We start from the raw sequence: 14,018 nt of genomic DNA, 5'->3' as shown, positions 1-14,018 counted from the left end.
CGCGTCATGATGCGGACCCGTGGGCCCGGGACTGCCTACAGGTGCGGCAGGATCGCCGGCATGAGGTCCTGGAAGGTACGGCCGTTGGCCGGGTTGCCGATGGCGGTCATCTGCCATCCGCTTCCCGAACGGTGGACCTTCGCCATGATCTGGGCGGTGTACTGCCCGCCGCCGTCCAGCGTGTAGCGGGCGAGCTCCTGGCCGTTGGTCTCGTCCACGATGCGGCAGAAGGCGTTCTGCACCTCCTGGAACGTCTGGCCGGTGAAGGAGTTCACCGTGAAGACGATCTGGTCGATGTGGACCGGCACCCGCTGGAGGTCGACCAGGATCGCCTCGTCGTCACCGCCCGAGCCGGCGCCGCCGACCAGGTTGTCCCCGGTGTGCTTGACCGAGCCGTCGTCGCTGACGAGGTGCCGGAAGAACACGACGTCGACCGGCTGCTTGTCGGCGAACAGGACCGCCGAGGCGTCCAGGTCGATCTCCCGGGTGCGCGAGCCGAACAGACCGCGGCGCGGAGCCGCTTGCCAGCCGAGCCCCATCCGTACCGCGGTCAGGGTCCCCCCGTCGCTCTTCTGCAGGCTGATGGCCTGACCCTTGGTCATATTGACCGTCACGCGCTGTCCCCTCTCCGCTGTCCCCGCAACCGTCCTTGCGCGGTTTTCCAGCACCCTACGCATTCACACCGCGGACACAGCCGCCCCGGGCCGTTTTGTGTCGGTCCTGCAACACACCGGACGCCGCGGGGTCAGGCCAGACCCGCCTCCCGCATCTGGCGCAACTCCTTCTTCAGCTCCCCCACCTCGTCACGCAGCCTGGCGGCCACCTCGAACTGCAGGTCGGCGGCGGCGGCACGCATCCGGTCGGTCATCTCCTCGATGATCCCGGCGAGCTCGGTGGCCGGGCGGTCGGTGACCGCCGCCTTGTCCCCGCCGGCCTTCCCCTTCGCGGCACCGGTCTTGATACCCAGCGTGGGCACGGGCGCCTTGGTCCCCTTGCCCTGGCGGTAGCCGGTGCCGAGGAGTTGCTCGGTGTCGACCTCCTCGCGGGCGATCGTCGCGACGATGTCGTTGATCTTCTTGCGCAGCGGCTGCGGGTCGAGTCCGCGCTCGGTGTTGTACGCGATCTGCTTCTCGCGACGGCGGTTGGTCTCGTCGATGGCCTGCGCCATAGCCGGGGTGATCTTGTCGGCGTACATATGGACCTGCCCCGACACGTTACGAGCCGCGCGTCCGACGGTCTGGATCAGTGAGGTGGCCGAGCGCAGGAAGCCCTGCTTGTCGGCGTCGAGGATGGCCACGAGCGACACCTCGGGCAGGTCGAGTCCCTCGCGCAGGAGGTTGATCCCGACCAGGACGTCGTACTCGCCCGAGCGCAGTTCCCGCAGCAGCTCGATACGGCGCAGGGTGTCGACGTCGCTGTGCAGGTAACGGACCTGGATGCCCAGCTCCAGGAAGTAGTCGGTGAGGTCCTCCGACATCTTCTTGGTGAGGGTGGTGACCAGGACCCGCTCGTCCTTCTCGGTGCGCTTGCGGATCTCGTGCACCAGGTCGTCGATCTGGCCCTCGGTGGGCTTGACGACGATCTCCGGGTCGACGAGGCCGGTGGGCCGGATGATCTGCTCCACGAAGCCGTCGCCCCGGGAGAGCTCGTACTTGCCGGGGGTGGCGGAGAGGTAGACCGTCTGGTTGATCCGTCCGAGGAACTCCTCCCACTTCAGCGGGCGGTTGTCCAGGGCCGAGGGCAGCCGGAAGCCGTGGTCGACGAGGGTCCGCTTCCGGGAGGCGTCGCCCTCGTACATCGCGCCGATCTGCGGGACGGTGACGTGCGACTCGTCGAGGACGAGGAGGAAGTCCTCGGGGAAGTAGTCGAGGAGGGTGTGGGGAGCGGTGCCGGGGTCGCGGTCGTCGAAGTGCATCGAGTAGTTCTCGACACCGGAGCAGGTGCCGATCTGGCGCAGCATCTCGATGTCGTACGTCGTACGCATGCGCAGTCGCTGGGCCTCCAGCATCTTGCCCTGCTTCTCCAGCTCGGCGAGGCGCTGCTCCAGCTCCTTCTCGATCCGGCCGACCGCCTTCTCCATGCGCTCGGGGCCCGCGACGTAGTGGCTGGCGGGGAAGACGTGGAGCGACCGGTCCTCGCTGATGATCTCGCCGGTGAGCGGGTGGAGGGTGGAGAGGGCCTCGATCTCGTCACCGAACATCTCGATGCGGACGGCGAGCTCCTCGTAGACCGGGAAGATCTCGATGGTGTCGCCGCGCACCCGGAAGGTGCCGCGGGTGAACGCCAGGTCGTTGCGGGTGTACTGCATCTCGACGAAGCGGCGCAGCAGCTGGTCGCGGTCGATCTCGTCACCCACCTTGAGCTGGACCATCCGGTCCACGTACTCCTGCGGGGTGCCGAGGCCGTAGATGCAGGACACGGAGGCGACCACGACTACGTCCCGCCGGGTCAGCAGCGAGTTCGTGGCGGAGTGGCGGAGCCGCTCGACCTCCTCGTTGATCGAGGAGTCCTTCTCGATGTAGGTGTCCGACTGCGGGACGTACGCCTCGGGCTGGTAGTAGTCGTAGTACGAGACGAAGTACTCGACGGCGTTGTTCGGCAGGAGCTCGCGGAACTCGTTGGCCAGCTGGGCGGCGAGGGTCTTGTTCGGCGCCATCACCAGGGTGGGGCGCTGGAGCTTCTCGATCATCCAGGCGGTGGTCGCCGATTTGCCGGTGCCGGTCGCGCCGAGGAGCACGACGTCCTTCTCACCCGCCCGGACGCGCCGCTCCAGCTCGGCGATGGCCGCCGGCTGGTCGCCGCTGGGCTGGTAGGGACTGACGACCTCGAAAGGCGCCACCGAACGTTCGATCTTCGAAACGGGCCGCATGCAACCACCGTACGACCCCCCACTGACAACGGGGCCGGCTCAGGGCACGCGGCGGCCCGGCGGTCACCAGTCCTGCGGCTGCGTGGAGTCCTGGCGCTGCTGAGTGTGGAACGAGGCCGGGTCGGCGTGCGTACCGAACCGGGGAACCTGGCGCTGGGCCGGAATGCCGGGCATCCGGTCTCCTCGGACGGCCGCGGGGTCGTTCCAGTCGGGGGTGCCCATGACCACCAGGGGGTCGAACATCACGACGACGGCGGCCAGCAGCAGGAAACACGCCGGGCCGATCAGCATGGGGACGAGCAGCGCGGTGGCGCTGTCGCCGGAGCCCGAGGAGGAGCCGGTGAGGGCGGCGGCGGGGTGGAGGTGGACCCTGAGGGCGGCCATGCCCGTGTAGTGCATCCCGCTCACCGCGACACCCATCACGACGCTGGCGCCGAGGCTGGGCAGGAAGCCGTGGATGGAGACCGCGGCCCAGAGTGCGGCGGTCGAGGCCACCACGGCGATGACGACCGACGCGGACACGGTGATCGTGTCGTACTCGAACTGCCCATCAAGTCGCATACCGGCCATGCCGAGGTAATGCATGGAGGCCACACCGAGTCCGGTGATCGTTCCTCCCGTCACCAGCGCCATGCGGGTGGCCCCGCGGTACCCGACCAGGAAGATCCCGATACCGACCATGACGATCGCGACCGCGAGGCTGGCGAAGGTGATCGGCTTGTCGTAACCGATCGGCACCTCTTCGACGGTGAACCCCACCATCGCGATGAAGTGCATCGTCCAGATGCCGGAGCCTATGGAGGTCGCACCCAGAGCCAGCCAGCCGGCCTTGAAGGAGCGCTCGGTGCGCAATGACCGGGTGGTGCAGCGCAGGCCCAGGGCCGCGCCGAGACAGGCCATCAGGAAAGCGGCCACGGGAGTGACCGCCCCGTAGCCGAATCCGTCGATTGTGCCCTGCATGCTCGTACGCCCTTCGCAGAAGCCCGGGTTCGGATGACCCTAAGGCGCAAGGCCCGGCAAACAAACAGAAGAGCTGCATTTTATCGACAGGGACGGCGGCCCGTGACCCGGTCTCCGAGGTGCGTTCACGTCGTGGCCATCCGTCGCCCCTTCCCTGTTCGGGGACGGCTGGGACCCTCGGGCCGTCCGTCACTCTGACGCAAGGAGTCCACGTGTACGCAGGCACCGCAACCGCCTCCGCCGCTGCCGTCGCCCTGCTGGGCGCCGGCGCGTGGCTGCTGTCGAGCACGGCCGCCGGGACGCCGGGCACGGGCGCCACCCCGGCCGGCCGCACCGCGACGGTGGCCCACACCGTCGCCGCCCCCTCCGCGACGGCCTTCGGCACCGGCGTCCGGACGCTGGGCGACGTGGCCCGGGGCAGGACGGACGAGCCGCTGGTCATCGCCCACCGGGGTGCGTCGGCCTACGCTCCGGAGAACACCCTGGCGGCCGTGGACAAGGCCGACGTCCTGGGCTTCGACTGGGTGGAGAACGACGTCCAGCTGACCCGGGACGGCGTGCTGGTCGTCATCCACGACACCGATCTGAAGCGGACCACGGACGCCGAGGAGGTCTTCCCCGACCGTGCTCCGTGGGCGGTCAAGGACTTCACGGCCGCCGAGATCGCCCGGCTGGACGCGGGCAGCTGGTTCGGTCCGCTGTACGCCGGGGCCCGGGTGCCGACCCTGCGGCAGTACCTGCACCGGATCGGGCGCAACGGCCAGAACCTCCTCCTGGAGATCAAGAGCCCCGAGACCTATCCCGGAATCGAGCAGGCGACCCTGCGGGTCCTGCGCCAGGAGGGGTGGCTCGACCGCGAGCACGTCCGCGGCCGTCTGGTGATCCAGAGCTTCGGCGCCGGCAGCGTGCGCAAGGTGCACGAGCAGCGCCCGGACGTCGTCACGGGCTTCCTCGGCACTCCGGCCGTCGCGGATCTGCCGTCGTACGCGCAGTTCACCGACCAGATCAACCCGGCGTACACCTCGGTCTCGGGCGAGTACGTGGCGGCGGTGCACGCGCTGAAGGGCCCGCACGACAAGCGGCTCCAGGTCAGCGCATGGACGGTCAACGACGCCGAGCACGCGCTCCAGGTGGCCGGCTACGGCGTGGACGGCATCATCACCAACACCCCCGACGTGGTGCGTGAGGCCACCGGCTGACCGCTCGGGGCGCCGGGAGCCGGCGTCCGTTGTCAGTGGGCGGCCGTACCGTGGTGACCATGAACAGCGACGGGGTTGTCGAGTGGGCCGTGGTCGACAGTGACATCGGCCCGCTCCTGCTGGCCGCGACCGGTGCCGGGTTGGTGACCGTGGTCTTCCACGCCCGGCCGGCGGTCCGGGACAAGGCGCTGGACCGGTTGCGTACCCGGCTCGGCGCCGAACCGGTGGAGTCACCCGGCTCCGCGCGCCTGGCCGAACCCGTGCGCCAGCTCGCGGCGTACTTCGCGGGCACACTGCGGGAGTTCTCGCTCGACCTGGACTGGTCGCTGACGAGCGGCTTCAACCGCCAGGTGCTCCGCGAACTGGCGGCGGGCGTGCCGTACGGCGCGGTCGCCGGGTACGGAGACCTCGCCGACCGGGTGGGCCAGCCCGGAGCGGCCCAGGCGGTCGGCGCCGCGATGGGGTCCAACCCGCTGCCCGTGGTGGTGCCCTGCCACCGGGTGGTGGAGAGCGACGGCGGGCTCGGCGGCTTCGGCGGCGGGCTGGAGACCAAGCGGCAGCTGCTGGCTCTGGAGGGTGTGCTGCCGCAGCCGCTGTTCTGAGCCGACGGGGCCCTGCGGGGTCGTGTCCGGACCCGGCACGGCTGCCATGACCTGCGGGGTTCGAACACGGGGGTTCGGACCCCGCGTGCCGCCTGGCACACTGCGTCGGTGCCCCACACCATCAACGCTCCCGACACCCCCGACGGACCGGTCACCGCCGGACCGGTCACCGCGGCGGACCTGCCCGCACTCCGGCGCAGGACGTCCGGCGTGCTCATCGCCAGTCAGATACTCGGCGGCCTCGGCGTGCCCATCGGCATCGCCCTGGCCCCGGTGCTGGCGACGCGCGTCAGCGGATCCGAGGCGCTGTCGGGCCTCGCGCCCACCGCGTCGGTGACCGGTACCGCACTGCTCTCGCTGCCACTGGCCGCGCTGATGACCTCGCGGGGCCGCCGCCCCGGACTCGTGCTGGCGTATCTGATCGGGGCGCTCGGCGCGGGCCTCGTGGTGCTGGCGACCGTCGTGGAGAGCTTCCCGCTGCTGCTGCTCGGCATGGCCGGGTTCGGCGCGGGTTCCTCGGCCAACCTCCAGGCCAGGTTCGCCGCCGCCGATCTCGCCGAACCCGACCGCCGCGGCCGGGCGATCTCGACCGTCATCTGGGCCACCACCATCGGCTCGGTGCTCGGACCCAACATCGCGGCCCCGGCGGGCCGGGTGTTCCGGGGCACCGCCGTCTCGGAGACGGCCGGCCCGTTCGTCTGGGCGGCCGGCATCTTCCTGCTCGCCGCCGTCGTGGTCGCGGTGCTGCTGCGGCCCGATCCTCTCCTCACCGCGCGCGCCCTGGCCCCGCAGGAGAACCGGTCGGCCGACGGCCGTTCGCTGCGCGCGGGTCTCGCGGCCGTGCGGGCCTCGCCCATGGCCCGGCTCGCCCTGGTGACCGTGACCGTCTCGCACACCGCGATGGTCTCGATCATGGTGATGACGCCGGTCGACCTCGGCCATCACGGCGCGGACCTCCAGCTGATCGGGCTGGTGATCAGCGGCCACATCGCCGGGATGTACGCGTTCTCGCCGGTGATGGGCTGGCTGGCGGACCGCTTCGGCCGCCTCACCGTCATCGGGCTGGCCGCCGGGCTGCTCGCCCTCGCCGCGTTGCTGGCCGGCACCGCGGGCGCCGCGCACGGCAGAACCGCGGCGGGCCTGTTCGTACTCGGCCTCGGCTGGTCCGCGGGCCTGGTGGCGGGTTCGGCGCTGCTCACCGACTCCGTCCCGCAGGCGGCACGCGCCGCCGTGCAGGGGCTGTCGGACCTCACCATGAACGCGTCGGCGGGCATCGGCGGCGCGGTCGCCGGCGTGATCGTCTCCCAGGCCGGCTACGGCTGGCTCAACCTGACCGGAGCGTGCCTGCTGCTGCCGATGGCGGCGCTGGCGCTGCGCCGGAGCCTCACCCACCGCGCCACGGCCTGAGAGCGGGCTGCAGGGAGCGAGCAGCGGGCAGCGGAGCGGGCAGCGGCCGCACGCCCTGCCCGACACCTGGCCCAGGGCTGCTCAGAGGCTGATGTGGTACGCCTTGCGCAGCGTCTCGTGCACGGTCCACGTCGTCCGGTCGCCCTCGCGCAGCACACAGGCGTCCCCGGGTCCGATCTCCAGCGTGGCGCCGCCCTCGACCGCCACGGTCGCACGCCCGCTGACGACCACGAACAGTTCGTTGGCCTCGGTGTCCGTGACCACGCCCGGCGTGATCTGCCAGATCCCGCGCACCTGCTTGCCGTCGGCCGACTCCCACAACACCTTGCCCGTGACCTCGGGCTCACCCGACACGATCTGCCCGGGTTCGAGCGGTTCCCGTTCGAGGACGGTGTCCGGGATGTGCACGGCGAAGGAGGCGGGGGCTTGATCAAATGTGGTCATGGCCGGTCACCTTAGCCAGTGCCCCTGGTCGTCTCGCCACCAGGACGGGCTGAAAGAAGCCCGACTCGTCGGGCTCGTGCCACATCGGCTCCCGCAGCCCTGCCCGCGTCGCGAACTCGACGAGCTGCGCCTGCGACAGCGCCCAGTACGAGGCGCGCCGCGTACGTACGTTCCAGCCGTCCCCCCGGTCCCTCTCCCCGTCGGAGTCCGCCGACGCGTCGGGCAGCAGCTGGAAATGCTCCAGGTCGTACCGCTCGCCGTCCGGCTGCCAGTGCCACAACTGGAAGGTGACCACCCGTCCCCCTTGGCCCTTCCTGACCTGCGGAGGAGTGGACGCCGGCCGTTCGTGGCGCAGCCGGTCGTACGGCCGGGTGGACAGCAGCAGCACCCCGCCGGGCCGCAGCACCCTTCGCATCTCGCCGAGCGCGGCCAGTACCGCCTGCGGAGTGAGCAGATGCGGCAGGGAGTTGTCGGCGCACACGACGACGTCGAACGAGCCGTCGCGAAACGGGAGCGTCGTCATGTCGGCGGCGGTCACCGGCAGCGTCAGCCCGCGCGAGGCCGCCTCCCTCGCGGCACGGGTCACCGCGACGGGGCTCAGATCGCTGCCGGTGACCCGGTACCCCAGCGCGGCCAGCCCCAGCGCCTGGGTCCCGATGCCGCAGGCGCAGTCCAGCACGTCGTACCCGGCGGGCCCGTTGCCCGAATCGGCCGTTCCGTCGATGAGCGCCGAGAGCGCGTCGGCCTGCCGCGCGATGCTCGCCTCCCAGTCCGCGTAGATGAGGTCGTAGTCCGCGGCCAGGTCGTCGTAGAAGTGCCGAACCGTAGGCGACGGGCGGTCGGTCGGAGGGTTCATGGCCCGACGATAACGGGGCGGCAGCGTCTTCCGGCCGCCCGCGCGAGCACACGTTTGAGCCCGCTCCGTCCGCGACAGGGATGTGAACATGTCACTGACTGAGCCGTCCGCCACCGCCCCCCGCACCCCCGTACTCTCCGCGGAGGTGCGGGCCGCCCTGGCCGGGCACCGGCCCGTCGTCGCCCTGGAGTCGACGATCATCGCGCACGGTCTGCCCCGTCCGCGCAATCTGCGGGTCGCCGAGGAACTGGAGGGCATCGTGCGGTCGGCCGGCGCCGTGCCCGCCACCGTCGCCGTGCTGGACGGCAGCGCCCGGGTCGGCCTGGACAAGGCCCAGTTGGAGCGGGTGGCCGAGGACCCGGCGATGCGCAAGCTGGGACACCGGGACCTCGCCCCGGCACTGGCGACGGGCGCGAGCGGTGCCACGACGGTCTCGGCGACCGCGTTCCTCGCCTCGCGGGCGGGCCTGCGTGTCTTCGCGACCGGCGGGCTCGGGGGCGTGCACCGGGGCTGGACGGAGACGCAGGACGAGTCCGCGGATCTGCGGCTGCTGGCCCGGACGGGCATCACCGTGGTCTGCGCGGGAGTGAAGTCGATCCTGGACGTGCCCGCCACGCTGCAGCGTCTGGAGACGCTCGGGGTGGGGGTACTCGGGTACGGCACCGACCGGTTCCCCGGCTTCTATCTGAGCAGTTCGGGCGAGCCGGTCGACTGGACCGTCCGTTCGCCCGAGGAGGTGGCCGAGGTGATGGCGGCACAGGACGCGCTCGGCGGCCCCGGGGCCGCGCTGATCGTGGCCAACCCCGTACCGCAGGACGAACAGCTGGATCCCGGTCTGCACGACCGGGTCCTGGCGGAGGCGCTGGACGCGTGCCGGGAGCGCGGCATCGCCGGCCAGGCCGTCACGCCGTATCTGCTCGATCATCTGACGCGGGGCACCGAAGGGGCGTCGCTGGAGGCCAATCTGGCGGCCGTCCGCGGCAATGTGGCGCTCGCCGCGCGGATCGCCACGGCCTGGGCCGCCCGGTGACCGGCGGCCTTCTCGTCGTCGGGGACGTGGTCACGGACGTGGTGGCGCGGCACGGTCCGGCCCTGCTGCACGGCACGGACACGACGGCCCGGATCCGGACGCGGGCCGGTGGCGCGGGGGCCAACGTGGCTTGCTGGGCGGTTCGTTCGGGCTGCCGTGACGTGCGACTGGTGGCGCGTGTCGGCGCCGACTCCGCGGACTGGCACCGGGACCGGCTCCGGCGGGCGGGCGTACGCGATCTGCTGGCCGTGGACGACGAGGCGCCGACGGGCACCGTCGTCGCCCTGGTCGACCCGTCCGCCGAGCGCACCTTCCTCACCGACAGCGGGGCCGTGCTGCGGCTCTCCCCGGAGGACTGGTCGCCCGCGATGCTCGACGGCATCGCCCACCTCCATCTCTCCGGCTACCTCCTCTTCGCCACGACCAGCCGTGCGACGGCCCTGCTCGCCCTGCGGGAGGCCGGGCGGCGGAACATTCCGGTGAGCATCGACCCGGCGTCGGCCGGGTTCCTCGCCGAGCTGGGCGTCGACCGTTTCCTGGCCCTGACCGAGGGCGCGGATCTCCTGCTGCCCAACGCGGACGAGGCCCTGCTGCTCACCGGACTCGCCGAACCTGCGGACGCCGCCGCCAAGTTGAGCCTGCTGGTCCGTCAGGTCGCCGTCACCCTGGGCGACGGCGGCGCGCTGCTCGCCACCGCGGGAACGGTGACCGCCCGTGTTCCGGCCGAACCCGTGCCCGCCGCCGTGGACTCCACGGGGGCCGGTGACGCGTTCACGGGGGGCTTCCTGGCGGCCCGGCTGGCAGGGGCCGACGACGCGACGGCCGTGGCGGCGGGGTGCCGGGCGGGGGCGGAGGCCGTCACGACGGTGGGCGGCCGGCCCCCGCTGCCCGCCGGGTGACGGCTTCCGCTACCCGTCCCGCCGCAGCCCGGTCCAGGCGGGGTGGTGCGGATCGTCGGCTCTGACGACCGCGTCCGCGCTCGCGGAGGGCGCCACCTCGTCCTCGTACCGGGCGAATGCGGGCAGGGTCCACTGCTCGTCCTCCGCCGTGCGCCGCCGCAGCGCTCCGGCCGACAGCCGCAGATGGACACTCAGGTCGAACGGGAACCAGTGCCCCAGCAGCAACGGCCCGTGCAGGACCAGCACTCCCCCTTCCGGCAGGTGCCGGTACGGGCTCCGCGTGGCCCGGTCCGTGACCGGATCCCACAGATCGGGCAGCACCCGCCCGCTGCCGCCCGGCTCCAGCGGACCGAACACCTCACGCCACAGGGCCCCGGTGTCGAACCAGCTGCCGTAGTACGAGTCGGGGTCCCGCCTGCCGTACTCGTACCGCAGGCTCGCCGGCCGCAGGAACCCTGCCGTGGACACCGGGAGCACCGCCCGGCCCCGCAGTCGCAGCCCCTGGGCTACGGAGTCGGCCAGCTCGGTGGTACGGGCCGCCGGAGCGCCGTCGACGGCGATCCTGAGCCAGGGTCCGCCGTCGGCGGGCTTCAGCGCGTCGGCGTGCGCGGTCAGCTCGTCCGCCAGCCGTTCCCAGGTGATCGCTTCGAATCGCACGGGACCATCGTGCCCCCTTGCCGAAAATCTGCGGCAGCCAACGGTCACGCCCGTTACGGTCCTGCTCATGGAACTCGAATTCGCCCGCACGTTCGCCAAGCAGTGGCAGGACGACTGGAACTCCCACGATCTGGAACGCATCCTGGCGCACTACCACGAGGACGTGACGTTCAGCTCCCCCATGATCGCGAGGTTCACCGGCGACGCCTCCGGCACGGTCCGCGGCAAGGGTGAACTGCGCGCGTACTGGACCCGGGGCCTGGAGCTCATCCCCGACCTCGAGTTCGAGGTGATGGACGTGCGGGCTGGCGTCGACACGCTGGTGATCGACTACCGCAACCAGATCGGGGGCCGGGTGTACGAGGTCCTGACCTTCCGCGACGGCCTCGTGAGCGCCGGCCTCGGCGCGTACGGGGAGACACTCGCCCGCTGACGGTCGGCGCCCGGCGGTCCTGCGACCGTCCCGGGGCGCCAGAGGGCGGTGCCTCGCACTTCTACTTCTTTCCGCAGTCCACCGCGTCGGCGTCGTCGGAGAGCGGGCTGCCCTCGGGCAGCAGATACGTCACCCAGAGGACGACGGGTTCGGTGCCCAGATTGCGTCCGACGTGTCGGTGCTTCGCGCCGGACGGCTCGATGAAGGACGTGCCCGCAGGGGTCACTTCGACCGTGCAGTCGTCCAGGGTGCGGGTCAGCGTCCCGGACTTGACGACGGCGATCAGCTGGCCGCGGTGGGTGTGCCAGCCGGTGGAGCCGCCCGGCTCGACCGTGATCGTCCGGAAGGTGACGTCGGTGCGCCCCTTCGGCGCCTTCACCTTCAGCTTGCCCACCGAGGTGCCTTCCGCGACCACGGTGCCGCTCACCCCGCTGCCGGGGGTGGCGACGGCCGCCGCCGGTACGAAGCCGAGCGCGGCCACGCAGCCCGCGATGACCAGCGCCTTGCCCAGCCGCCTCTGCTGTCCCTGTCGGCCGTGCTGCTCCTGCTGCTCCTGCTGTCTGCCAATTCTCACGGACAACTCCCTCTCATCAGTGTCCCGGACATCCCAAATGCCCCGACACTACCCAGAAGTTGACCGATCAAATCACGCCACCGCGCCCCTCACGGGCCGCGCAGCTCCACGGCGAGCGGCCCCTCACCCGACACCTCGATCCGCCCGTCCCTGACGGCCTCGGCGAACGTCAGCTCTCCCCGGCCCAGGGCCAGACAGAGCTCGGCGTCGAGGGCGATGCGCGCGTCGGCGCGGACAGCGGGCCCGTCCCCGTAGACCGGTTCGCCCGGCGCCTGCTCCCCCGTACGGACATGGAACTCACCCTCGTCCAGGCGCACATCGACCACCCCGCCCACGGCCGCTCCGCCGAACCCCTCCAGCGCGCGCAGCAGCGGAAGGGCGAACCAGTGCGCCCGGACCGCGTCCGTGGGCCGCCGCTCCACGAGGGCCGGCGCGCCCCACTCGGCGAGCGCCGCGAGGACGGGCAGCAGTCCGTGCCCCCGCCCGGTCAGTTCGTACACCGAGGCGGCGGCGGGCGGCGGCAGTCTGCGACGGGTGACCAGCCCGCCCTGCTCCATGTCCTTGAGCCGGGAGGCGAGGACATCCGTGCTGACTCCGGGGAGGTCGGCGTGGAGATCGGTGTAGCGCCGGGGACCGGCCAGCAGTTCACGGACGATCAGCAGGGTCCACCGGTCACCGACCGCGTCCAGCGCCCGGGCACCGGCACAGAACTGGTCGTAACTCCGGCGGCGGACCGGGCGGGTTGCGGGCTGTTGCTGACGTGGCATGCGACGCAGTCTAGACATGTTGTTGGACTTTCCAAGCCCAAGCTTGGTAAAACCAAGTATCGCAATCGGGTCGGGGAGGCACCGCATGGAATTCCGCCAGTCCAGCAAGCTCAACGAGGTCTGTTACGAGATCCGGGGCCCGGTCATCGAGCACGCCAACGCCCTGGAGGAGGCGGGCCACAGCGTGCTGAGGCTCAACACGGGCAATCCGGCACTGTTCGGCTTCGAGGCGCCGGAGGAGATCGTCCAGGACATGATCCGGATGCTCCCGCAGGCCCACGGCTACACGGATTCGCGCGGCATCCTGTCCGCCCGCCGGGCCGTGGCGCAGCGCTATCAGGCGATGGGGCTCACCGGGATCGGCGTCGACGACGTCTTTCTCGGCAACGGTGTCTCCGAGCTGATCTCCATGGCGGTGCAGGGGTTGCTGGAGGACGGCGACGAGGTGCTCATCCCCTCCCCCGACTACCCGCTGTGGACCGCGGTGACGACGCTGGCCGGCGGGAAGGCCGTGCACTACGTGTGCGACGAGGGGGCGGACTGGAACCCCGACCTCGCCGACATGGCCTCGAAGATCACCGACCGCACCAGGGCCGTCGTGATCATCAACCCGAACAACCCCACGGGCGCCGTCTACCCCCGCGAGGTGTTGGAAGGCATCCTCGACCTGGCCCGCCGGCACGGCCTGATGGTGTTCGCCGACGAGATCTACGACCAGATCCTGTACGACGACGCCGAGCACCACAGCGTGGCGGTCCTCGCCCCCGACCTGGTCTGCCTCACCTTCAGCGGCCTGTCGAAGACGTACCGCGTGGCCGGGTTCCGCTCGGGCTGGATGGTGGTGTCGGGCCCCAAGCAGCACGCCCGCAGCTACCTGGAGGGGCTGACCATGCTCGCCTCCATGCGCCTGTGCCCCAACGCGCCCGCGCAGTACGCGATCCAGGCCGCCCTCGGCGGCCGCCAGTCCATCCGGGAGCTGGTGGTACCCGGCGGCAGGCTGTACGAGCAGCGCAACCGCGCCTGGGAGAAGCTGAACGAGATCCCCGGCGTGTCATGTGTGAAGCCGAAGGGTGCGCTGTACGCCTTCCCGCGCATCGACCCGAAGGTTCATCCGATCGTCGACGACGAGAAGTTCGTCCTGGACCTGCTGCTGCGCGAGAAGATCCAGGTCGTACAGGGCACCGGCTTCAACTGGCCTCGGCCCGACCACTTCCGGATCCTGACCCTCCCGTACGCTGACGATCTTGACGCGGCGATCAGCCGCATCGGCCGCTTCCTTACCGGGTACCGGCAGTGACCGGCCACCGGAGATGAACGGAGA

Annotated in this window: 15 protein-coding genes; 7 read left to right on the top strand and 8 right to left on the bottom strand. The window is 71.3% G+C overall.

The window, feature by feature from the left end:
- Window positions 1-35: 35 nt before the first annotated feature.
- From OG959_RS29930 to OG959_RS29920, 3 genes are all read right to left on the bottom strand, one after another.
- A complete protein-coding gene (locus tag OG959_RS29930) occupies window positions 36-614 on the bottom strand; it encodes a TerD family protein (protein ID WP_123526718.1) in 579 nt (192 codons plus the stop codon).
- Between the two features lie 131 nt (window positions 615-745).
- On the bottom strand, window positions 746-2,869 hold the full coding sequence (gene uvrB / locus OG959_RS29925; RefSeq protein WP_326663477.1) for an excinuclease ABC subunit UvrB: 2,124 nt from the start codon (window positions 2,867-2,869) through the stop codon (window positions 746-748).
- Between the two features lie 63 nt (window positions 2,870-2,932).
- Entirely contained in the window at window positions 2,933-3,829 is an 897-nt protein-coding gene (locus tag OG959_RS29920) for an MHYT domain-containing protein (RefSeq protein ID WP_326663475.1), read from the bottom strand.
- Between the two features lie 212 nt (window positions 3,830-4,041).
- Here OG959_RS29920 and OG959_RS29915 point away from each other — a divergent pair, with 212 nt between their 5' ends.
- The 3 genes from OG959_RS29915 to OG959_RS29905 all read left to right on the top strand — a co-directional run bounded on the left by OG959_RS29915 (window position 4,042) and on the right by OG959_RS29905 (window position 7,037).
- Entirely contained in the window at window positions 4,042-5,028 is a 987-nt protein-coding gene (locus OG959_RS29915) for a glycerophosphodiester phosphodiesterase (protein WP_326663473.1), read from the top strand.
- A 59-nt stretch (window positions 5,029-5,087) separates the two neighbouring features.
- Window positions 5,088-5,630, top strand: a complete 543-nt coding sequence (locus tag OG959_RS29910) for a methylated-DNA--[protein]-cysteine S-methyltransferase (protein ID WP_326663471.1) — start codon at window positions 5,088-5,090, stop codon at window positions 5,628-5,630.
- A 108-nt stretch (window positions 5,631-5,738) separates the two neighbouring features.
- Window positions 5,739-7,037, top strand: a complete 1,299-nt coding sequence (locus tag OG959_RS29905) for an MFS transporter (RefSeq protein ID WP_326663469.1) — start codon at window positions 5,739-5,741, stop codon at window positions 7,035-7,037.
- Between the two features lie 81 nt (window positions 7,038-7,118).
- On the opposite strand, the gene OG959_RS29900 is transcribed toward OG959_RS29905, so the two are convergent.
- Together OG959_RS29900 and OG959_RS29895 are read right to left on the bottom strand one after the other, a co-directional pair.
- Window positions 7,119-7,481 (bottom strand): cupin domain-containing protein, encoded by a 363-nt coding sequence (locus OG959_RS29900; RefSeq protein WP_326663467.1) that lies wholly within the window; start codon window positions 7,479-7,481, stop codon window positions 7,119-7,121.
- A complete protein-coding gene (locus tag OG959_RS29895; protein WP_326663465.1) occupies window positions 7,468-8,337 on the bottom strand; it encodes a class I SAM-dependent methyltransferase in 870 nt (289 codons plus the stop codon). The genes OG959_RS29900 and OG959_RS29895 overlap by 14 nt, the downstream gene beginning before the upstream one ends.
- Before the next feature lie 88 nt (window positions 8,338-8,425).
- Between OG959_RS29895 and OG959_RS29890 the strand changes: the two genes are divergently transcribed.
- Together OG959_RS29890 and OG959_RS29885 are read left to right on the top strand one after the other, a co-directional pair.
- Window positions 8,426-9,367: a pseudouridine-5'-phosphate glycosidase gene (locus tag OG959_RS29890; protein WP_326663463.1), complete on the top strand. Its 942-nt coding sequence runs from the start codon at window positions 8,426-8,428 to the stop codon at window positions 9,365-9,367.
- Entirely contained in the window at window positions 9,364-10,266 is a 903-nt protein-coding gene (locus OG959_RS29885; protein WP_326663461.1) for a carbohydrate kinase family protein, read from the top strand. Before OG959_RS29890 ends, OG959_RS29885 begins: the two co-directional genes overlap by 4 nt.
- A 9-nt stretch (window positions 10,267-10,275) precedes the next feature.
- Here the strand turns inward: OG959_RS29885 and OG959_RS29880 are convergent, their stop codons facing one another.
- The gene (locus tag OG959_RS29880; RefSeq protein WP_326663459.1) at window positions 10,276-10,923 is read right to left on the bottom strand and encodes a uridine kinase; all 648 of its coding nucleotides are present in this window, start codon (window positions 10,921-10,923) and stop codon (window positions 10,276-10,278) included.
- A gap of 67 nt (window positions 10,924-10,990) precedes the next feature.
- On the opposite strand from OG959_RS29880, the gene OG959_RS29875 reads away from it, so the two are divergent.
- Window positions 10,991-11,356, top strand: a complete 366-nt coding sequence (locus OG959_RS29875) for a nuclear transport factor 2 family protein (protein ID WP_326663457.1) — start codon at window positions 10,991-10,993, stop codon at window positions 11,354-11,356.
- 61 nt (window positions 11,357-11,417) lie between these two features.
- Here OG959_RS29875 and OG959_RS29870 read toward each other — a convergent pair whose 3' ends face one another.
- The gene (locus OG959_RS29870; protein ID WP_326663455.1) at window positions 11,418-11,936 is read right to left on the bottom strand and encodes a cupin domain-containing protein; all 519 of its coding nucleotides are present in this window, start codon (window positions 11,934-11,936) and stop codon (window positions 11,418-11,420) included.
- Between the two features lie 83 nt (window positions 11,937-12,019).
- Window positions 12,020-12,697 (bottom strand): winged helix-turn-helix transcriptional regulator, encoded by a 678-nt coding sequence (locus OG959_RS29865; protein WP_326663453.1) that lies wholly within the window; start codon window positions 12,695-12,697, stop codon window positions 12,020-12,022.
- 85 nt (window positions 12,698-12,782) lie between these two features.
- Between OG959_RS29865 and OG959_RS29860 the strand changes: the two genes are divergently transcribed.
- On the top strand, window positions 12,783-13,994 hold the full coding sequence (locus tag OG959_RS29860) for a pyridoxal phosphate-dependent aminotransferase (protein WP_326663451.1): 1,212 nt from the start codon (window positions 12,783-12,785) through the stop codon (window positions 13,992-13,994).
- Window positions 13,995-14,018 lie beyond the last annotated feature (24 nt).

Source organism: Streptomyces sp. NBC_00385, from assembly GCF_035917155.1.
Taxonomy (GTDB): domain Bacteria; phylum Actinomycetota; class Actinomycetes; order Streptomycetales; family Streptomycetaceae; genus Streptomyces; species Streptomyces poriferorum.
This window is presented reverse-complemented; position numbering and strand designations above follow the sequence as displayed.